Below are 20,521 nucleotides of genomic sequence, written 5' to 3' on the forward strand. Positions count from 1 at the left end.
CCGAAACAAAACAAAAAATCGAGAGGGATTGATATGTTGAAGCGGACCATGATGATTTCCTTACTGGCGGGCTGCGCCTTTGCCCCGCCGGCGTACGCGCAGAGCGAACCCGCCGCCGAGAATGGCGGCGACATCGTCGTCACCGCGCAGCGGCGCGAAAGCCGGCTTCAGGACGTGCCGCAGGCGGTGACGGCCTTTGGCAGCGAAGCGCTGGAGCGCCTCGCGATCCGCGACACCGAAAGCCTCGTCCGCAACACGCCCAGCCTGACCTTCACGCCCGTCGGTCCGGGCGAGTCCAACGTCGGGCTTCGCGGGCTGACGACCGACCTCGGGCTCGCGCCGTCGGTCGCGGTCTATATCAACGACACGCCGTTCGATTTCCGGACCGACGCCTATAGCGGCACGCCCAACATCGATCTGTTCGACATGCAGCGCGTCGAAGTGCTGCGCGGGCCGCAGGGGACGCTGTTCGGGTCGAGTTCGACCGGCGGCACCATCCGCTATATCAGCAACCAGCCCGATAGCTCGGGGTTCGACGCGCATGGCGAAGCCTTCGTCAACAGCGTCAAGGGCGGCGGCGAAGGCTATGGCGCCAAGGCCGCGGTCAATGTGCCGCTGTCTGCCAATGCCGCGCTGCGGCTGACCGGCACCTATGAAAAGATCGCAGGCTATATCGAGCGCTACGACGCCACGCTCGCCGGGCTGACCTCGCCGCAGTCGGACGATGATATCGTCGAAAAAAATTCCAATGACGCGACGATCTTCAGCCTGCGCGGCGCGCTTCGGCTCGAGGCGGGCGATGATTTCATCATCACGCCGAGCCTGTTCTTCCAGCGTATCGATGCCGACAACCCGATCGCGACGCAGAGCAATCTGCCCGGATTCGGCCGTGCGAGCGCGATCGGCCCCGAACCGTCGCGCACCGACCTGCTCGTCGCAAACCTGACGCTCGAAAAGAGCCTCGGCAATGTCGAGCTGGTTTCGTCGAGCTCCTATCTCCACAAGGAATCCGACGCGACGCTCGACTATACCGCGCTTGGCTATAATATTCTCGGCGCGTTCGCGCCCTTCGCCAGCCTGACCCCGGCGAAAGCCGACACCTATGCCCAGGAATTGCGGCTGACCTCGTCGAACGACGGCCCGTTCAACTGGATCGCGGGTGTCTATTTCAGCCATACCGACCAGCAACTGGGACAGATTTTCGTTGGCCAGGCGTTTACCGACCTGCTCGATGCGACCTTTGGCCCCGCGCCGGGACCGGTGGGTCCGGTCTCCTATGACTATATCCAGAAGACGTCGGACCAGCAGCTCGCCGGCTTTGCCGAAGTCAATTTCGATGTCAGCGAAACGGTCGAGCTGATTGCCGGGCTGCGCGTCTACCGGCTGAAGAATACGCTCGAGGCCAGCTGCACCGAAGTCGTTCCCGGCATCCTGTGCGGCGCCGATACGCCGCGGGTCACCGCGAAGAAGACGAGCGCCAGCCCACGCGTCACGGTCAATTTCCGCCCCAATAGCAACACCACCCTCTACGCGACCGTCTCGCGCGGTTTCCGTGCGGGCGGGGCCAATGCGGCGGTGCCCCCTGCCCTCGGCTGCTCGCTCGCCGAATCGGTCGGCGCGATTTTCAGCCCCGATTCGGTTTGGAATTATGAAGTCGGGGCAAAGGTCGAAACGCCGGATCGGGTGCTGACCGTCAACGGCGCCGCCTATCGCATCGAACAAAAAGGCGTCCAGCTCGCCATCCCCGACCCGTGCGGATCGACTTTCTTCGCCAACGCCGGCGACGCGCGCATCGACGGCGCGGAGCTGGAGGTCAGCCTGCGCCCATCGTCGCATGTGACGGTCAACGGGCAACTGAGCTATGCCGACGCCCGCTTTACCGACGTCCCCGACCTATTCGGCGCGGCGGCGGGTTATGCCGAGGGCGATCGCACGCCAGAAACGCCGCGCTGGAAATTCGCGCTGTCGTCGGAACTGCGCTATCCGGTGAGCGATGCGTGGGAAGTTTATGCGCGCGGAAGCTGGCAGCATGTCGGCAAGACGCCCTTTGCCATCGATGGCGTCGTCAGTTCGGGGCGCTTCCGGCCGGCCTATGACATGGCGAACTTCGACATCGGGGGCGAGAGCGGCGGGGTCGATGTCAGCTTGTTCATTCGCAACGCGTTCGACAAACGGGGCATCCTCGCGGTCGGATCGGGCGCGGTGAGCACGATCGTGGGGGCGTATGAGAATGTCACCTATGCGGCGCCGCGCACCATCGGCCTCAGTCTGCGGATCAAGGGCTGACCAGCCAATCTTGCGAGGAGGCGAAGCGTGACCGGCAGCAATTATTTCCCGCGCGAGGAATATGAGGCGCGTTGGAAGCGGGTGTGGGACGCCATGCGCGCGAAGGGCTATGACCATCTTCTCGTCTGGTCACGCGGGGCCGGGTCCTATGACCGGCTCGGCAATGGTCTCTGGCTCACGAACTTCGCAAATAACGGCACGGGTCAGGATTGGGCCGACGACGTCCAGATGGGCGCATGGACCTTTTCGGCGGTGCTGTTCAGGGACGGCCGCGCGCCCGAACTGCACAGCGCGCAGCCGCCGGAGGAAACCGAATATGCCAAGGTCGTTTGCGGCGAGTTGATCGTCCACGAGCCCAGCCTGATTACGGGGCTCCCCGAATATTTTCGCAAGCATGGCATCGAGGGACGCGTCGCGGTGGTCGGCGACGACGTGCTTCCGGGGCTCTACGACCGGCGCCTGCGCAGCCTGACGCCGCAAATCGAATGGGTAACCGACGAATGGTTCCTGCTCGAGCCCCAGCGCGTAAAGTCGAAGCGCGAGCAGGAGGCGTTTCGGACCGCCGGCGACATCACCACCCATGCGCTCGCGGCCGGGTTGGATGCGTTGATCGCCGGCGAGACCTCGGCCGAGGCCGCGGCGCGCACGGCGATGGAAATCATGCGGCGTGGCGGCGGCTTCTCGCGCATCGACATGCATCACGGCGCGCATGCCGAACGCTTCCTTCTCGGCGACATGTTGTACGGGTACGACACAAGCGCGCCGAAAAAGGGCGATATGGTACGCGGATGGATTCAGGGGCCGATCTTCCAGGGCTATTGGCTCGATCCCGGCCGCACCGCTGTTTGCGGGGGTCGGCCCACGAAGGAGCAGCGGCATATATTGGAGGGCGCCACCGAGGTGTGCAAGGCGATCATCAAGGCGATCCGTCCTGGCGTCACCCCGAGGCAGCTCGGGATAATCGGCGAGAAAACGGCCCTGCGCTACGCAGGGGATGGGATCGATCTGAATTTAGGGATTTTCGGTCATCAGATGGGCACCTTCTATGGGCCGCACATCATTCCCGCAGGCGATCCCGGCGCACTTGAGGACGAAAAGGAAAAGCAAGGCACATCGGCGAACGAAATCATGTTCAAGGAATATGAAAAGATCGACGAGCCCTATGAACCCGGCATGCTGATCGCGGTCGAAGCCTTTATGAAACATCCGGGCGTCGGCATGAGCGGCCTCGAGGACCATGTGCTGGTCACGAAAGAGGGCTGCGAACAAATAACCAATACGCCATATTATCTTTGAACATGGCGCGATCGGGGTTTCAAGGGATCGAGAAATGCAGACGAACCGGCGACAATTTATCGCGCGATCGGCAATCGGTGGGCTCGGCCTTGTCGCCGCGCCTCTTCTTCCAACGGAATCGCCTCGCGCGGGGGCGCCGCCCCTGCCCCCGGCAGAACTGCCGATCATCGCGTCGATCGCGCGCTATTACCGGCTAGCACCCGAGGATGGGGTACAACGGGAAGATTTCAGTTGGGTTCAGATCGATCTGGGCGCCACCCGGCCAATCGATGCGATTCGGTTGCGCCCGCCGGAGTCCTGCAGTGTAACAGGACACGGGTCCGCGATCCATTTCTGCATCGACTGTTCGGATGACGAGAATTCTGATGAAATGCGACCGCTCACGAACTGGCGCGCCGAACATTCCGCCGACCCCGTGAATTTCCTTGCCCGCTTTCCGCAGAAAGCAGTGAATGCCCGATACGTCCGGCTAAGCGCGAGCGCCGATCTCCCCTATAGCTGCGCCATATTGCCATCTGGACTTGCCACAATAGAAATCCTGTCTGGTGGCGCCACAATGCCCGTAGCGGTGCGACGTTGGGAAACCAACCATCGTCGCGGCTGGCGACTGGCTTAAGCGCTACTGCGTGCCAGCCCGGATAAAGACAGCAGACCGCCCCTTTCGTTGGGGGCAAATGACACCCAAAATCAGGTGTCGAATCGCAAATTCGAGTCGAAGGCCGAGGAAGGACTCCAACCCCCGACACGCGGATTATGATGTCGTGCACCGACCTCTCGCCTCGCAGCGAAAATGGCAGTTTCCTGCCATTCTTCAAGGCTGTCCGAGTGAATTAGCAAAATCAATCACCGAAACTCTCGGTCGCTGCCATAAAGGGAACGGTATCCTGTGAGTGATGCGCAACGGGCTGGGGCGCGGTGAGCGGACATCTTGCGATCGTCATTTTTGCGAATTCATCCGCTGCCATTGCCGGCCTATTTTTCACGCTCCTCCTGGCTTGACGGCGTCGTCAGGGGGTATTGAAATGTCGGCGAATAGCGGGAGAAGATGGTGGCCAGATTGTTCGAGCGGATCGCGATCGGCGGATTGTCGCTGCCCAACCGCATCGTCATCGCGCCGATGTGCCAATATTCGGCCAAAGACGGACAAATGACCGACTGGCATCTGATGCATCTGGGCCAGCTCGCGATCTCGGGCGCGGGCGTTCTGACGATCGAGGCCGCGGCGGTTTTGCCGGAAGGGCGCATCACCTATGCCGACGTTGGCCTGTATGATGATGCGAGCGAAGCGGCGATTGCGCGCGTGCTGGCGGCGGTGCGGCAATGGTCGGACATCCCGGTCGCGATCCAGCTCGCACATGCCGGGCGCAAGGCCAGCACGGCTAAACCCTGGGACGGCGGCGCGCAGATCGCACCCGATGCGACGAATGGATGGCAGACGGTCGCCCCGTCCGCGCTTCCCTTCCTCGCCGCCGACAATGCGCCCGCCGCACTCGACGACGGGGGGCTCGAGAGGATCCGTACCGCCTTCGCCGATGCGACAACACGCGCGGCGCGGCTGGGGATCGACGCGATCCAGTTGCACGCCGCGCACGGCTATCTGCTCCACCAGTTTCTGTCGCCGCTGTCGAACAGGCGCGACGATGACTATGGCGGCAGTCTCGAAAACCGGATGCGCTTCCCGCTCGAGATTTTCGACATCGTCCGCAACGCGTTCGCCGCGCACGGCCCCGTGACGGTGCGCGTGTCGGGCACCGACTGGGTCGAGGGCGGCTGGTCGATCGAAGAGACCGTCATTTTTGCGCAGGCGCTCGAAGCGCGCGGGTGCGCCGCGATCAATGTGTCGAGCGGCGGATTGCACCCGGCGCAGCAGATCGCGCTCAGCCCGGGGTATCAGGTGCCGCTGGCGCGGACGGTCAAGGATGCCGTGACTATGCCGGTGATCGCCGTCGGCCTGATTACCGACCCGATCGAGGCCGAAGCCATCATCGCAAATGGCGATGCCGACGCGGTCGCAATCGCGCGCGCGGCGCTCTATGATCCGCGCTGGCCGTGGCACGCCGCCGCTACGCTGGGCGCGACCATCGCCGTGCCGCCGCAATATGAGCGCAGCGAACCGCGCGAGCATCGCGGGCTCTATGCGCCGCGGCGGCCTTGAGCGGGGTCAGACGCCCATCATCCCGGCGGTGGTCGCGCCATCGATGACATAGTCGGCGCCCGAAATGAAACCCGCTTCGTCGGATGCCAGAAACGCGACCAGCGCGCTGACCTCGTCCAGCTGCGCCATGCGTTTCATCGGCGCCATCCCCTCGAACGCCGCGCGCGCCGCGGCGGGGTCGGGCGCACGGTCGATCACCCCGCGGATCATGTCGGTTTCGACGACGCCGGGCAGGACCGCGTTGACGCGGATCGCATAGCCTTTCCCGGCGCAATGGATCGCCGCCGATTTGACCAGCGCGACGACCGCGGCCTTGGTCACCGAATAAGCGGCATAATTGCCCATCGCGCGGTGCGCGTTCATCGACGAGTTGACGATGATCGATCCCTTCGGCCCTTGCGGATTTTTCGCCATCGCGCGGATCGCGTGCTGGACGGTGAGCATCACCCCGGTCTGGTTGACGCCGACGATATGGTTCCACGCGTCGATGCCGATATCCTCGACACTCGCGTCGCCCGCCTCGGTCCCGGCGTTGGCGAAGGCGATGTCGAGACGGCCATATTCGGCCTCGACCTCGGCCATCAGCGCGTCCCATGCCGACGCATCCTCGACGCGGTGGGCACGGAAGATCGCGCCGGTTTCGCCCTCGACCGCCGCCGCGGCCTCGGCATTCGAGCCCGTGAAAACCACCTTCGCGCCGTCGCGAACCAGCCTTCCAACGGTCGCAGCGCCGATGCCGCTCGTCCCGCCGGTGACCAAAGCGACCTTGCCGCCGAGCTTCTGCTGCATCGCGCCTCTCCTCTCATTGTTTCTCTTGCCAGTTTCGCAGCGTCGGTGAACCTATCAATACAGCAAGGTGACGCGAGCGCGGCATGCACGCATGAAACGGTCGTAACAGAAGGAGAGGACCGGCGATGAGCGAGAGCGAACATCCGTCCCGCATCGATTGCGTGCTGATCTGCGGCGGCGTCTGGCACGACATGGATTTTGCGCGGCTCGAGCTTTTGAAGCTGCTCGCCGAGGATCAGCGTGTGCGCACGCGCGTGTTCGAGAATTACGAGAATATCGAGGCGATCGAGACGGCGGACATCCTGATCACCTATACCTGCGACGTCACCCCGTCGCTTCTCGCGCAGGAGGCGCTGAAGCGCTGGCTCACAAAGGGCGGGCGCTGGTACGCGCTCCACGGCACCAACTCGATCCTCCGCCTGCTCGACACCGGCGTGTGGGACGCGCCGCGCTGGGCGCCGCTGATGATGGATCTGCTCGGCTCGCAATTCATCAGCCATCCCGCGATCGAGCCCTATACCGTCCGCGTCGCCGACCCCGACCATGCGCTTACCAAGGGCATCAAACCGTTCGAGACGACCGACGAGCTTTATCATCTCGAAACGCACGGCGACCTGCACGTGCTTCTCGACACCGAATGCACCGGGCCGGGCACGGGTTTCGTCGAGGCCGAAGATGCGCCCGGCACCTATCCGGTCTTCTATATCAAGCAGCATGGCGCGGGCGCGGTGCTGTACCTTACGCTCGGGCATTGCCGCGGCCATTATGATCTGCAGCCGATGATGGACTGGTGGCCGACGGTCGATCGCTGCGCGTGGGACCTGCCCGTCTTCTATGACCTGCTGCGCCGCGGGATCGGCTGGCTCAAGGATCGCGAGACCGCCTAGGCGACCGCGCGCAATTTCCGTCGATCCTCGCGAATCAAATCGGCAGCGCGGAGCGCGAGCGCCATCGCGGGGGCGTTGGTGTTGCCCGTCACCGGCGACGGCATTACCGAACAGTCGACGACGCGCAGGCCATCGACGCCGTTGACGCGGAGCCGCGCGTCGGTGACCGCGCGATTGTCGCTGCCCATCCGGCACGTCCCGACGCCATGCAGCCCACAGGTCGCGAGGCGGCGAAAGGCGGCGAGGATTTCGGCGTCGCTCTGCACCGCCGCGCCGGGGAGTAGCTCGCGTTCGACCAGCCCGACCAGCGCCGGCTGCGCCATATAGCGGCGCATCGCATGGACCGCCGCGACGGCCGTGCGCTCATCGTCGCGCGTCGACAGCCAGTTGGGTTTGATCTCCGGCGCGGCGTCGCTGCCGGGCCCCACGATCAGGATGCTACCCTCGCTCGTCAGGCGCAGGAGCTGGCCATAGATGGTCATCCCCGGCTTGCGGTCGATGCTGTTCAACGGCACCGGATGCTTCTCGTCGCCAAGCGCAAAGGTGTAGCCGCCGAGATAGAGCTGGAGATCGGGCCGCATGTCGCGGCTCGTCAGATTCAGAAAGGCGCCGACCTCGAACGGCCCCGTCGCCATGATCCCGCGGCGCGTCAGCATATATTGCGCCATCGCGCGAGCGAGGCCGATGCCATAAAAACTGCGGTTGCTGCCGACGTCGCGTGACAGGCGGTGCGGCATCGAAAAGCCCAGATGCTCGCGCATTCGCCCGCCGACGTCGGGCGCGTCGACGATCGGCTCCACCCCGGCGGCGCGGAGCACATCGGCGGGGCCGATGCCCGACCGCTGAAGCAGCAACGGACTTTCGAGCGTGCCGCCCGACACGATCACCTCGCCATCGCAATCGAAATGCTGCGGTTGCCCGGCGACCCGCGCCTCGACACCGGTCACGCGTCCGCCTTCTATTATCAGCCGCTCGGCCATCGCGTGGGTGACGACGTGCAGGTTCGGTCGCTTCTTCGACCGCGCAAGGAAGGTGGTTGCCGCACTCTCGCGCCGCCCGCGGCGGACGTTGTGCGAATAGAAACCGACGCGGTCCGACGTCGCGGCGTTGAGATCGTCGACGGGACGCAGCCCCATCTCGACCCCGGCCTGAACCATCGTCTCGGCAAGCGGATAACTGTGGATCTTTGGCGCCACGCCGACCGGCCCGCCCGCGCCGCGCATCGCGCTTGCGCCAAGGCCATGATCCTCGAGTTTGCGGAAGGCGTCGGTCATCGCCTCGCCGTTCCAGCCGGTGCAGCCGAGCTTCTCCCACTCGTCATAATCGGCGGGTTCGCCGCGGCTCCAGATCATGCCGTTGACCGCCGACGATCCGCCGAGACCCTTGCCGCGGATCCACACCTCGCCCGGCGCGCCGCCATCGCCGCGCGGCTGCGAGACGCCATAGGCCCAGATATGGTCGGGATTGGTGACGAGCTTTGCGACGCCCTTCGGGATCGCGACCCAGCGGCTGTCGTTGCTGCCGCCCGCTTCGAGAAGGAGCACGCGGACTTGCGGGTCGGCGCTGAGCTGCTCGGCGAGCACGCACCCCGCCGATCCCGCGCCGACGATGATATAGTCCCAGCCTGCCGACATGCCGCCTCTCCTGCAACGGGCCGTGCAACCTTGGAACCGTCCGCCCGCTCATCGCACCTAGCGCAATAAATAGTCCCCCCGCGCTGCGCGCAGGATGATAGTGCCGCGGCAAAAGAGGGAGGATCAAATGGCAGGAGCAAGCGGACAGGTCGCGGGCAAGACCGCCTTTGTCACCGGCGGCGCGTCGGGGCTCGGCCTCGATATCGTCCGCCGCTTCGTCGCCGAGGGCGCGAGCGTCGTCATCGCCGATATCGATGCTGCCGCGGGCGAGGCGCTCGCTGCCGAACTCGGGCAACGTTTCGTCAGGCTCGACGTGTCGAACGAGGCGGAATGGCTAGCGGCGCTCGATAGCTGCGAGCGCGTCGATATCCTCGTCAACAATGCCGGGATCACCACCCACGGGTCGATTGAGGATCTGACGCTCGAAGCCTTTCGCCACGAATTTTCGATCGACGTCGACGGTGTCTTTTTGGGCTGCAAGCATGTCATCCCGAAGATGAAAGATCATGGCGGATCGGTGATCAACATGTCGTCGATGTGCGGCGTACGCGCGCAAGGCGACCTCGCCGCCTACAACGCCGCCAAAGCCGCGGTGACGCACCTCACCAAGTCGGTCGCGCTGCACTATGCGCGCAAGGGTTACGGCATCCGCTGCAATTCGGTGCATCCGGGCGCGATCCATACGCCGATCCTCGACAAGGTGATGGCGCAGGTTGCCGACGGTCAGGCGCTCTACGACAGCTGGGTCGCGACGCATCCCGTCGGGAGGCTCGGCAAGCCCGAGGAGATTTCGGCGATCGTCCTTTATCTTGCGTCGGATGAGTCCGCCTTTGCGACCGGCGCCGAATTCCGCATCGACGGCGGCAGTTCGCTGTGACCGCAAGCCGTCTCGACGGCCGTGCAGCGCTCGTTACCGGCGCCGGATCGGGGATCGGGCTTGCCACCGCGGAGCGGCTGGCTGCCGACGGCGCGCGCGTCCTGACCACCGACCGCGCGGGCAACGTCGATATCGTCGCCGACGTCACCGAGCCCGGCACCAATGCCAAGCTCGTCGCCGAAGTCGATGCACGCTTCGGCGGGCTCGATATCGTCGTCGCCTGTGCCGGCATCACGGGCATGCAGATGCTGGATGGCCATGACGACGAATTTTTCGATCAGATGATGGCGGTGAATGTCACAGCGGTCTTCCGCCTGATGCGCGACGCGCTGCCCTTGCTCAAGCGCTCGCCGCACGGCCGGATCATCCTGATCGGATCGGTGATGTCGAGCTTTGGCGAGGCCGGGATGACCGCGTATAGCGCGTCGAAGCATGCCGTGCTCGGTATGACGAAATCGGTCGCGGCGGAGGTCGGGGCGTTCGGCATCACCGTCAACTGCATCCAGCCCGGCGCGATCGACACGCCGATGACAGCGCCCGCCTTCACGGCGATGCCCGAGTTCAAACAGCGCTGGATCGACAAGGCGGCGCTCGGCCGGCTCGGACAGCCCGAAGACATCGCCGACGTCGCCGCCTTTCTGGCGTCCGACGATGCGCGATTCATGTCCGGCCACGGCCTTTTCGTCGACGGTGGAGCGACACAACGCCAGTAAAATCAAGGTGTTCGGCACTGCTACGGCACGCCTGATATTTTTGATGATTGTTGAATCGGGGCATAAAGCGGACCTTCGCTTCCAACGTGACCGGCGAGCCTATGCGCCGGCGCGAGGAGGGAGGAACGCGATGACCACGCATGCCCGAATGCTGCCTGCCGTTTACGCCACCGTATCGCTCGCCGCACTGGCGGTCGCCACCCCGGCCGCGGCGCAGGAGCCGCCCGTCGAGGAAAACAGCGGGGCTATCCGCGAGATCGTCGTCACCGCGCAGAAGCGCGAAGAAAACATCCAGTCGATCCCGATCGCGGTGACCGCGCTCGACGAAAAGGCGCTGGAATCGGCGACGATCGACGATATCCGCGACATCGCCGGCCGCGTCCCCAGCCTCGTCGTCGACTCGGTCGGCGCGGGCCCGAGCGCCGCTGCGATCGCGATCCGCGGCATCAGCTTCGAGGATATCGAAAAGAGCTTCGACCCCGCGGTGGGCGTCGTCGTCGACGGCGTCTTCATCGGCACCAACACCGGCCAGCTGCTCGACAGCTTCGACCTCGAGCGCCTTGAAGTGCTCCGCGGGCCGCAAGGCACCCTGTTCGGCCGCAACACGATCGGCGGCGTGATCAACGTCATTCGCACCCGTCCGACCGAGGATTTCGGCGTGCGCGGCCAGTTCGCCTATAGCCGTTTCGACACCAAGCGCGCGCGCCTCGTCGTCAACACCGGCAAGCTTGGCGATTTCATCGCATTGAAGGCCTTCGGCTATTACGACAAGACCGACGGCTTCTATTACAATGTCACCAAGGACCGCCGCGAAGGCAAATATGAAACGCTGACGGGGGGCGTCACCGCGCTGATCACCCCAAGCGATGCGATCACCGCGCAGGTGACGTACCAGCACACGCGCGAACGCGGCGAGACGGTCGCCTCGGCACTGTCCGAAACCGGCCGCGACGTCATCTGCGCGGCACCCGGCGCACCCGGCTTTTCGCCTGCGGGCGAATGCAACCGCTGGTCGCTGCCCGCGCACGGCCTCTATACGACGTTCCAGAATATCGAGACGCCGGTGCGCAACAATGTCGATAGCATCACCGGAAACATCGACATCGACCTCAGCGACAATCTGACGTTGTCGTCGGTTACCGGATACATCACGAACAAGGAATCGGTGACGCAGGATTTCGACGGCAGTTCGGCCGACTTCTTCGACACGCGGCGACAGCAGAAATATGAGCAGTTCAGCCAGGAGCTCCGCCTGCTCGCCGACTTCGATACCGTCAACGTCCTGCTCGGCGGCTATTATTTCGACAGTTCGTACACGCTCGACCAGTCGACCAATTTCGGCGTCGTGCTCGGCCAAGGCGCGAGGGCAGTGCTGCGCCAATATGTCGACCACAGCGCCAAATCCTACGCCGGGTTCGCCGATGCCCAGATCAACCTGACCGATGCCTTCAAAATCTCATTGGGCGCGCGCTACACCAAGGACAAGAAGGAAATCTTCAACAATTATGGCCGCATCGGCGCGCTCGTTCGCATCACGCAGCCGAGTTTCGACGGCATGTCGTGCGTCGCGGTGACGGGAACCACCAGCCCCGCACCGGGCGTCGTCATCCCGGTCTACAGCCCTGCGAACAATTGTTCGGGTAGCGACAGCTTCGACAAATTCACCTGGCGCGCCAACGCCGAATATACGATCGAACCCGGCAAGCTGGTCTATGCGTCCTTCTCGCGCGGTTTCCGTTCGGGCGGGTTCAACGGCCGCGCGGCGTCGCCGACCTCGCTCGGGCCGTATCAGCCCGAAACGGTCGACGCCTATGAGGTCGGACTGAAGGCCGACTGGCTCGACCGCACGCTGCGCACCAACCTCGCCTTCTATTACACCAAATATGACAACAAGCAGGAAGAGGTCGTGCAGCCTTCGCCTCCCGGTTCGTCGAGCCCGCAGGAAACGGTGGTGCGCAACGCCTCGTCGGCCGACATCAAGGGGTTCGAGGCCGAAATCATCGCGCAGATGACCGATGCGTTCAGCTTCAATGCGTCGTTCAGCTACACCGATGCCAAATACAAGAATTTCTTCAACGACATCGTCGGCCTGACTCCGGGCAGTCCGGCCGACGGCATCGCCGACGATGTCTCGACGCTGACGCTGCGCCGCGCGCCCAAATTCCAGTGGTCGGCGGGGCTCAACTATTCGAAGGAAATCGGCTCGGGCCGCTTCGATGCGTCGACGCTGCTGCGCTATCAGAGCAAATATGTGACCTGCATCGCGCCGAACCGCCCGGTTGTCCCCGGCGCGGTGACCAACGACAATCGCTGCTTCACCGAGGATCGCGAAAACCTGTCGGCGCAGATCGGCTACACCTTCCTGCTCGGCGACGACCGCGAAGTCAGCCTCGCGCTGTTCGGACGCAACCTCACCAACCACAAAGGCTTGTCGTCGACGCTGCCGGTCGCGGGCCTTTTCACCTTCGGCGCCGCGCAGGCGCCGCGCACCTACGGGGTCGAGCTCGGCTTCCGTTTCTGACGGGCGATACGGCCCCGCCACGGGCACGGCGGGATCGCAGCGGGCAAAATGGGGGACAGGGGGCGGCGTAAAGCACCGCCCCTTGTTTGATCAGCGAAGGGATCAAGGATGACGCAGGCATTTTTCGACCACCCCTTTTTGTCGGGGCATCACCAGCCCGTCCGCTTCGAGGCGACCGCCCCCGATCTGATCGTCGACGGCGAAATCCCGACTGATCTGGTCGGGGTCTTTTATCGCAACGGTCCCGAACCGCTCTATCCGACGCGCGAGGGCGAGTATCACTGGTTCGACGGCGACGGCATGGTCTATGCCTTCCATATCGAAAGCGGCCGCGCGTCGATGCTCAACCGCTGGGTGCGGACCGAGAAGTTCGAGCTGGAAAAAGCCGCCGGCAAGCGTCTGTTCGGGCTGTTCGGCAACCCGATGACCGCCGACCCGTCGGTGCAGGGCAAACGCTATAACACCGCCAACACCAATATCATCGTCCATGGCGGCAAGTTGCTCGCGCTGATGGAGGGCGCCCCCGCGGTCGAGCTTGACCCGCGCACGCTCGAAACGCTGGGCGAGGAACATTATGGCGGGACGATCACCACGACCTTCTCCGCCCACCCCAAGATCGACCATTATACGGGTGAGCTCGTCAACATCGGCGCGATGGTGGGCGGCCCGATGGGCGCGGCGCAGATCCGCTACGACGTAATCGCCGCTGACGGCAGCGTGCGCAAGGCCGAGCTGATCGACATGCCGCACAACGCGCTGATGCATACCTTCTTCCTGACCGAAAATTGGGTCGTCTTTCCGGTGATCCCGATCGACGTCGACCTGGCCCGCTTCATGAAGGGCGGCCCGATGACCGCGTGGGTCAATGATCGCCCGACCAAATTCGCGGTGATGCCGCGCGAAGGATCGGCGAGCGACGTGCGCTGGTTCGATTACGAACCGCGCCATATGTTCCACGAACTCAACGTCTGGGAAGCGGACGGCAAGATCATCGCCGACGTCGCCGCGGCCAACGGCACCGCGCTCTTCCCCGACGAGACCGGGGTGAAGCGGACGCATGCCGACACGCAGCAGAGCCTCCGCCGCTGGACGATCGACCCCGGCACCAACGGCAACGGAACCTGGATCAAGGAAGAAACGCTCAACGACCGCGACATCCAGTTCCCGCGCCCCGACGACCGCTTCATGACGCGCGCCTCGCGCCACAGCTTCGCGAACATCAATCTCAACAGCCGCGACGGGCGCGCCGAGGGGATGGACGGGGTGCTGCGCTTCGACACGGTGAGCGGCAAGGAAGATGTCTACCACTTCGGCAACGGCGCCTCGTGCGGCGAATTGATCTTTGCACCGAAGATCGGCGCACAGGGCGAAGGCGACGGCTATGCGATGACGCTGGTCCACCGCGCCGGCGCCGCGACGAGCGAGCTCGCGATCTTCGACGCGCTCGATATCGCTGCGGGCCCGGTTGCGACGGTGCATGTGCCGTTCCGCGTGCCGTCGGGTTTTCATTGCAATTTCTACGCCGCCGACTCCAATCTCTATCGGCAGGCACTCGGCGCCGGCCGGGCGTAGGGAGACGCAAGACGTGAAGGTGCCGCCATTCGAACGGGTCGCCGATGTTGCGCGCAAGAATGCGCGTGAGCGGCCGGACAAGATCGTCTTTCATTTCGAAGGCGCCGCGACGCGCTACGACGAATATAACGCGAACAGCAACCGCGGCGCGAATGCGCTGATCTCGCTGGGGCTGGAGCCCGACGACCGCGTCGCCTATCTCGGCAAGAACAGCGATATCTATTTCGAACTGGTGATGGCGGTCGCGAAGGCGGGCGGGGTGATGACCCCGGTCAACTGGCGGCTTGCTGTACCCGAGATCGCCTGGATCATCGACAATTGCGGTGCGCACATCTTGTTCGTCGGTCCCGAGTTCACCGAACTGGTCGCGGCGAACCGCGAGACCTTTCCGGGCGTCGAACATGTTATCGCCACCGAGGGTGCCGCGAGCGGCTTTGCCGACTACCGCAGCTGGCGCGACACGTTTCCCAATAGCGACCCCGACGTGCCGCGCGGCGAAGGCGACGCGGTGATCCAGATGTACACCTCAGGCACCACCGGCAAGCCGAAGGGCGCGGTGCTCACCAACGGATCGGTGCTGCGCTCGAAGCTAGACCGCGACCCCGCGCTGCAAGCCGACTGGGAACGCTGGGACGAAGGCGATGTCGGTCTCGTCGCCATGCCCTGTTTCCACATCGGCGGCACCGGTTACGGCATCACCGTGATGACCAATGGCGCGACGGGCGTGATCACGCGCGAGTTCGACCCCGGCGGGGTGCTCGACCTGATCGAGGCGCATGGAATTTCGAAAATCTTCATGGTCCCCGCGGCGATGCAGATCATCGTCAGTCAGCCACGGGCGCGCGAAGTCGATTTCTCGCGCCTTCGCCACATCGCCTATGGCGCCTCGCCGATCCCGCTCGATCTGCTTCGGCAATGCATCGACGTTTTCCAGTGCGGGTTCGTGCAGATGTACGGGATGACCGAGACGTCGGGCACGATCGCCGCGCTGCCGCCTGATGATCATGACCCGGCGGGAAACGAACGCATGCGGTCGGTCGGCAAGCCGCTGCGCGGCGTCGAGATGCGCGTGATCGACACCGACGGAAATCCCCTTCCCCCACGCGCGATCGGCGAGATCGCGATCCGGACGCAGGCGAATATGCGCGAATATTGGGGACGGCCCGAGGCGACGGCGGAGACGATAGACGCCGACGGCTGGCTGCGAACCGGCGACGCCGGCTACACCGACGAGGACGGCTATTTCTATCTCCACGACCGGGTGAAGGACATGATCATCTCGGGCGGTGAGAATGTCTATCCGGCCGAGGTCGAGAATGCGATCTATGGCCACCCCGCGGTCGCCGATGTCGCCGTCGTCGGCGTCCCCGACGACAAATGGGGCGAAGCGGTGAAGGCGTGCGTCGTGCTGCGCGAAGGGCAGCGCACCGACGCGAGCGAGATCATCGGCTGGGCGCGCGAGCGGATCGCCGGCTATAAATGCCCGAAGTCGGTGGACTTCATCGCCGCACTGCCGCGCAACCCGTCAGGCAAGATCCTGCGCCGCGAACTCCGCGCCCCCTATTGGGAAGGGCGCGAGCGGCAGATCAGCTAATCGATCCTCCCTGTGCCGCAGGCATGGGGAGGTGGCAGCGCGAAGCGCTGACGGAGGGGCTATGACGCCGCCCCTCCACCACTCGCTTCGCGAGCGGCACCCCTCCCCATCGCTTCGCGACAGGGAGGATCTTCAGTTCTGCAACTTCGCCATCGCTGCGCCAACCGCGGCGGCAATATCGGCCTCCTGCGGGTTACCGCGTAGCGCGAGCCCGCCGTTCGGCTGCAAATTCTCGCCCGTCACGAACGCCTCGTCGCTCGCGAGCCACAGGCACGCATTCGCCACATCCTCCGATGTATTCAGGCGTCCGAGCGGGTAGCGCGGCAGAAAGGCATCGACGAGCCCCGGCGTCGCGAACGCGCCCTCGGTCATCGGCGATTCGGTGAACGCCGGCGAGACGATATTCGCCCTTATGCCCGCCGCGCCGAAATCATTGGCGACGCAGCGGATCAGCGCCTCCGACCCCGTCTTGGTGCCGATATAGGCCGCATGGTTGCCGATCGGCGCGCGCGTCGTCGCCGACGAAATCTGGATGATCGACCCACCGCTCGGATCGTTCGCGAGCATCGCGCCGACGAACGCCTGGAGGAAATGATGCACCCCGGTGAACTGCAGCGCGACGATCGCGTCGAGCTCTTCTTCGGTCACCTCGAGCAAGGGCTTGAGCAGTCCCCATCCGCTTGCGTTCATCGCGATGTCGACCCCGCCCATCTTCGCCTTCGCCGCATCGGCGAGCGCGAAGACCGACGCCTTGTCGGTGATGTCGCAGAGCGCGGCATGACCGCCGATCTCGTTAGCCAGCGCATCGAGCGGCGCCTGCTTGCGCCCCGCGACCATCACCGTCGCGCCCTCGCGCGCGAAGCGCCGCGCGGTCACCTGCGCCATATTTCCCGTCGATGCCGCGCCGATGATGACGGCGCGCTTTCCGGCCAGCCTGCCCATATCGATCTCCTCAGAGCTTCAAAAGTTGTTTGCCCCGGTTCTGCCCGACGAACAGCCGTTTCAGCGTGTCGGGCGCATTCTCGAACCCGTGCTGCACATCCTCGCGGTAGTTGAGCCGCCCATCGAGCACGAAGCCTTCGAGCCGCCTCCGGATCTCGGGAAACTCGCTCGCCCAGTCGAGCACGATGAAGCCCGCCATCGAACCGCGGCGAAAGATCAGGTTGAAATAATTCTGCGGCCCCGCGGGCAGCGTTCCCATTTCGTAGCGACTGATCCCTCCGCACACCGCGACGCGCGCGCCGGTAGCGATCTCGCCGAGCATGTCATTGAGGATCGCGCCGCCGACATTGTCGAAAATCACGTTGACGCCGCCGGGACAATGCTCTTTGATTTGCGCGCGGACATTGCCCGCCTTGTAATCGATCGCGGCATCATACCCCGCTTCCTCGACGAGCCAGCGGCACTTGTCCTCGCCGCCAGCGATACCGACCGCGCGGCATCCCGAGATCTTCGCGAGCTGGCCGACGACCGATCCCGTCGCCCCCGCAGCGCCCGAGACGAGCACCGTATCGCCCGCAACCGGCCGCCCGACCTTGAACAGCCCGCAATAGGCGGTGACGCCCGTCGTCCCGAGCACCGAGAGCATCGCGGTCGGCGGCAGCCCGGTCTCGATTTTCACCAGCCCTTCGCCGTTTGACAGGTGCCATTCGGTCCAGCCGGTCGACCCCATCACGAGGTCGCCGGCCGCGAAGCCCGGATGATTGCTTTCGACGACTTCGCTGATCCCGCTGCCGCGCATCACGTCACCGATCGCCATCGGCGCCACATAGTCCGCGATATTCTCCATCCAACCCTTCTGCGCCGGATCGAAGCCGAGATAGAGCGTCTTGAGCAGCAATTCGCCCTCGCCCGGCGCGCCGATTTCGGTCTCAACCAGCCGGAAATCGCCATCCTCGATCCCGCGCCCGCGCGGGTGTCCGTTCAGCAGCCATTGGCGCGATGTCGGCATCGATACTCTCCCTGTTCCGGCAGCGAAATTGCGCCTGCGGTCGGCAGCCAGCCACCGCCAAAAGTGCCAGTCGATTGGTCCACGCGCTGGCGTAGGATGTGATCAGGGAGAGAGACGATGCCCGAGGTCCGCCGCAGTTTCTGCCGTTTCTGCCACGCCAATTGCGCGATGCTCGTCACCATCGAGCACGGACGCGTGACCAAAGTGCAGGGTGACGCCGACGATCCGGTATTCGGCGGCTATACGTGCATCAAGGGCCGCCAGCTTGCCGAAGCGCACCACGGCCCACAGCGGCTGACGGTCTCGCAGAAGCGCGTCGACGGGGCGTTCCAGGATATCGCCATGGACGACGCGCTCGACGAGATCGGCGCGAAACTGGCGGCGATCGTCGCCGAGCACGGCCCGCATGCCGTCGCCGTCTATGGCGGCACTTATGCTTTCCAGAACAGCGCGGGGGTCGGCAGCGCGATGTCGTTCGCGCAGGGGCTCGGCACGCGTAACATCTATACCTCGGTGACGCTCGACCAGCCCGCGAAAGTCTATACGACGATGCGCTACGGCAGCTGGATGGGCGGGATGCATACGTTCGCCGAAGCCGACGTCGCCTTTTTCATCGGTAACAATCCGATCGTCTCGCACTACGGCCCCCCGGGCGGGCTGCCGCCCTTCTCGCCCTCGCGCCGCCTGCGCGATGCGCTCGAAAGCGGTCTGAAGCTGATCGTCGCCGACCCGCGCGAGAGCGACGTCGCCGCGCTCGCGCATATCCATTTGCCCGTGCGGCCCGGCGAGGACCCCGCGCTGCTCGCGGGAATAGTCCACGTCATCCTGTCCGAAGGGCTTTATGACAAGGCGTTCGTCCAGCGATACGTCGACGGCCTCGACGAATTGCAGCGCGCGGTCGCGGGCTTCACCCCCGCCGTCGCCGCGGCGCGCGCGGGGGTCGACGAGAGCCAGCTCGTCGCCGCGGCGCGGATGTTCGCGGGGGGCACGAAGGGCGTCGTCTCGACCGGCACCGGCCCCGAGATGGCGGGCAACGGAACGCTCACGCAATATCTCGTCTCGTCGCTCAACATCATCTGCGGGCGCTTCTGCCGCGAGGGCGAGAAGAGCTCGATCCCGCGCGTCTTCACCCCCGTCACCCAGCGCCGCGCGCAGGTCGCGCCGCCGATGGCGCTCTATGGCGAGGGTTTCCCCGCCTCGCGCATCCGCGGCCTCACGCACCTCGGTATGGAGATGCCGTGCAACGTCCTTGCCGACGAGATGCTGACGCCGGGTGAAGGCCAGGTGCGCGCGCTGATCGTTATCGGGGGCAACCCCGTGGTCGCTTTCCCCGATCAGGACAAGATGACCCGCGCGATCGACGGGCTCGAGTTGCTCGTGTGCATCGATGTCAACGCCGGGTCCGCGACCGCGAAGCGCGCCGACTATATCCTCGCGCCCAAAATGTGCCTCGAACGCGAGGACATCAGCAATCTTTCCGAATGGTGGTACGAAATCCCCTACGCCCGCTACACCGAGGCGATGATCGACGCGCCCGAAGGGCTGCTCGAGGAGTGGGAGATGCTCTGGGAGCTCGCGCACCGCCTCGGCACCGGCATGCCGCTCGCGGGCGGCCCCTGCCCGATGGACGAACGGCCTACCAAGGAAGCGTTCCTTGACCTGATGGTCGCGGGCTGCGCGGTCGCGCCCAGCAAGGTGCGCGGCGATACGGTCGACGGCGAGGCGGTGATCTACGCCGACCTCCACCCCATCGTCGAACCCGGAGATCTCGGCGCCCCCGGCCGATTCGACCTCACAGCGGGCGCGATGCCCGACCAGTTGACCGCCTATGGCGATGCCGCCCAGCCGACCCCCGATTTCCCCTGGCGCATGGTGTCGCGCCGCAGCCGGCATCGCTTCAACTCGACAGGACAGAATCTGCCTGCCCTGCGCGCCAAGCGCACGACGAACCCCGCCTTCCTGCATCCCGACGATCTTGCGCTGATCCCCTGCGCCGACGGCGATACGGTGCGCATTCGCTCGGCGGTGGGCGAGGTCGTCGCGGTCGCGCGCTCGGCGGAGAATATGCGCCCCGGCGTCGTGTCGATGGCGCACGCCTTCGGCGGCCCTGACATCGGCGCGGACGGCGTTCACGAACATGGCGCCTCGACCAACCGCCTCGTCAGCGAGAGCGTGTCCTACGACCCCATTACCGGCCAGTCGCTGCAGAGCGCGATCCCGGTCTCCATCGTCCCGGCTTGAGGAGC

At 64.9% G+C, this 20,521-nt stretch carries 15 protein-coding genes; 11 read left to right on the forward strand and 4 right to left on the reverse strand.

Features of this window, described 5'->3' with window-relative positions; all coding sequences use genetic code 11:
- Nucleotides 1-48: 48 nt before the first annotated feature.
- The 4 genes from J2X38_RS11700 (at nt 49) to J2X38_RS11715 (ending at nt 5,737) form a co-directional block, all read left to right on the forward strand.
- Nucleotides 49-2,286 carry a TonB-dependent receptor gene (locus tag J2X38_RS11700; RefSeq protein ID WP_310254218.1) on the forward strand — a complete coding sequence of 746 codons (2,238 nt, stop codon included), beginning with the start codon at nt 49-51 and terminating at the stop codon, nt 2,284-2,286.
- Nucleotides 2,287-2,313: 27 nt separating this feature from the next.
- Nucleotides 2,314-3,582: a M24 family metallopeptidase gene (locus tag J2X38_RS11705; protein ID WP_310254220.1), complete on the forward strand. Its 1,269-nt coding sequence runs from the start codon at nt 2,314-2,316 to the stop codon at nt 3,580-3,582.
- 34 nt (nt 3,583-3,616) lie between these two features.
- Nucleotides 3,617-4,198, forward strand: a complete 582-nt coding sequence (locus tag J2X38_RS11710; RefSeq protein ID WP_310254221.1) for a discoidin domain-containing protein — start codon at nt 3,617-3,619, stop codon at nt 4,196-4,198.
- A gap of 429 nt (nt 4,199-4,627) precedes the next feature.
- Nucleotides 4,628-5,737, forward strand: coding sequence for an NADH:flavin oxidoreductase/NADH oxidase (locus J2X38_RS11715; RefSeq protein WP_310254223.1), 1,110 nt, complete (start codon nt 4,628-4,630; stop codon nt 5,735-5,737).
- Nucleotides 5,738-5,743: 6 nt separating this feature from the next.
- Here J2X38_RS11715 and J2X38_RS11720 read toward each other — a convergent pair whose 3' ends face one another.
- Nucleotides 5,744-6,526, reverse strand: a complete 783-nt coding sequence (locus J2X38_RS11720; protein WP_310254225.1) for an SDR family oxidoreductase — start codon at nt 6,524-6,526, stop codon at nt 5,744-5,746.
- Between the two features lie 125 nt (nt 6,527-6,651).
- Between J2X38_RS11720 and J2X38_RS11725 the strand changes: the two genes are divergently transcribed.
- The gene (locus J2X38_RS11725) at nt 6,652-7,413 is read left to right on the forward strand and encodes a ThuA domain-containing protein (RefSeq protein WP_310254227.1); all 762 of its coding nucleotides are present in this window, start codon (nt 6,652-6,654) and stop codon (nt 7,411-7,413) included.
- Here the strand turns inward: J2X38_RS11725 and J2X38_RS11730 are convergent.
- Nucleotides 7,410-9,047, reverse strand: coding sequence for a GMC family oxidoreductase N-terminal domain-containing protein (locus J2X38_RS11730; protein WP_310254229.1), 1,638 nt, complete (start codon nt 9,045-9,047; stop codon nt 7,410-7,412). The two genes, J2X38_RS11725 and J2X38_RS11730, sit on opposite strands and share 4 nt — an antisense overlap.
- Nucleotides 9,048-9,174: 127 nt before the next feature.
- On the opposite strand from J2X38_RS11730, the gene J2X38_RS11735 reads away from it, so the two are divergent.
- The 5 genes from J2X38_RS11735 to J2X38_RS11755 all read left to right on the forward strand — a co-directional run bounded on the left by J2X38_RS11735 (nt 9,175) and on the right by J2X38_RS11755 (nt 16,324).
- Nucleotides 9,175-9,924, forward strand: a complete 750-nt coding sequence (locus J2X38_RS11735) for a glucose 1-dehydrogenase (protein WP_310254231.1) — start codon at nt 9,175-9,177, stop codon at nt 9,922-9,924.
- On the forward strand, nt 9,921-10,637 hold the full coding sequence (locus tag J2X38_RS11740) for an SDR family NAD(P)-dependent oxidoreductase (RefSeq protein ID WP_310254233.1): 717 nt from the start codon (nt 9,921-9,923) through the stop codon (nt 10,635-10,637). The genes J2X38_RS11735 and J2X38_RS11740 overlap by 4 nt, the downstream gene beginning before the upstream one ends.
- Nucleotides 10,638-10,767: 130 nt before the next feature.
- Complete coding sequence (locus J2X38_RS11745; protein ID WP_310254235.1) at nt 10,768-13,158, forward strand: TonB-dependent receptor; 2,391 nt, start codon at nt 10,768-10,770, stop codon at nt 13,156-13,158.
- 108 nt (nt 13,159-13,266) lie between these two features.
- Complete coding sequence (locus tag J2X38_RS11750) at nt 13,267-14,730, forward strand: carotenoid oxygenase family protein (RefSeq protein ID WP_310254237.1); 1,464 nt, start codon at nt 13,267-13,269, stop codon at nt 14,728-14,730.
- Between the two features lie 13 nt (nt 14,731-14,743).
- On the forward strand, nt 14,744-16,324 hold the full coding sequence (locus J2X38_RS11755) for a fatty acid--CoA ligase (protein WP_310254239.1): 1,581 nt from the start codon (nt 14,744-14,746) through the stop codon (nt 16,322-16,324).
- Nucleotides 16,325-16,456: 132 nt separating this feature from the next.
- Here the strand turns inward: J2X38_RS11755 and J2X38_RS11760 are convergent, their stop codons facing one another.
- Together J2X38_RS11760 and J2X38_RS11765 are read right to left on the reverse strand one after the other, a co-directional pair.
- Nucleotides 16,457-17,266 (reverse strand): SDR family oxidoreductase, encoded by an 810-nt coding sequence (locus J2X38_RS11760; protein ID WP_310254241.1) that lies wholly within the window; start codon nt 17,264-17,266, stop codon nt 16,457-16,459.
- Between the two features lie 10 nt (nt 17,267-17,276).
- Nucleotides 17,277-18,275 (reverse strand): NADP-dependent oxidoreductase, encoded by a 999-nt coding sequence (locus tag J2X38_RS11765; protein ID WP_310254244.1) that lies wholly within the window; start codon nt 18,273-18,275, stop codon nt 17,277-17,279.
- A gap of 117 nt (nt 18,276-18,392) precedes the next feature.
- On the opposite strand from J2X38_RS11765, the gene J2X38_RS11770 reads away from it, so the two are divergent.
- A complete protein-coding gene (locus J2X38_RS11770; RefSeq protein ID WP_310254246.1) occupies nt 18,393-20,516 on the forward strand; it encodes a molybdopterin-dependent oxidoreductase in 2,124 nt (707 codons plus the stop codon).
- Nucleotides 20,517-20,521 lie beyond the last annotated feature (5 nt).

Source organism: Sphingopyxis sp. BE235 (genome assembly GCF_031457175.1).
Lineage (GTDB): Bacteria > Pseudomonadota > Alphaproteobacteria > Sphingomonadales > Sphingomonadaceae > Sphingopyxis.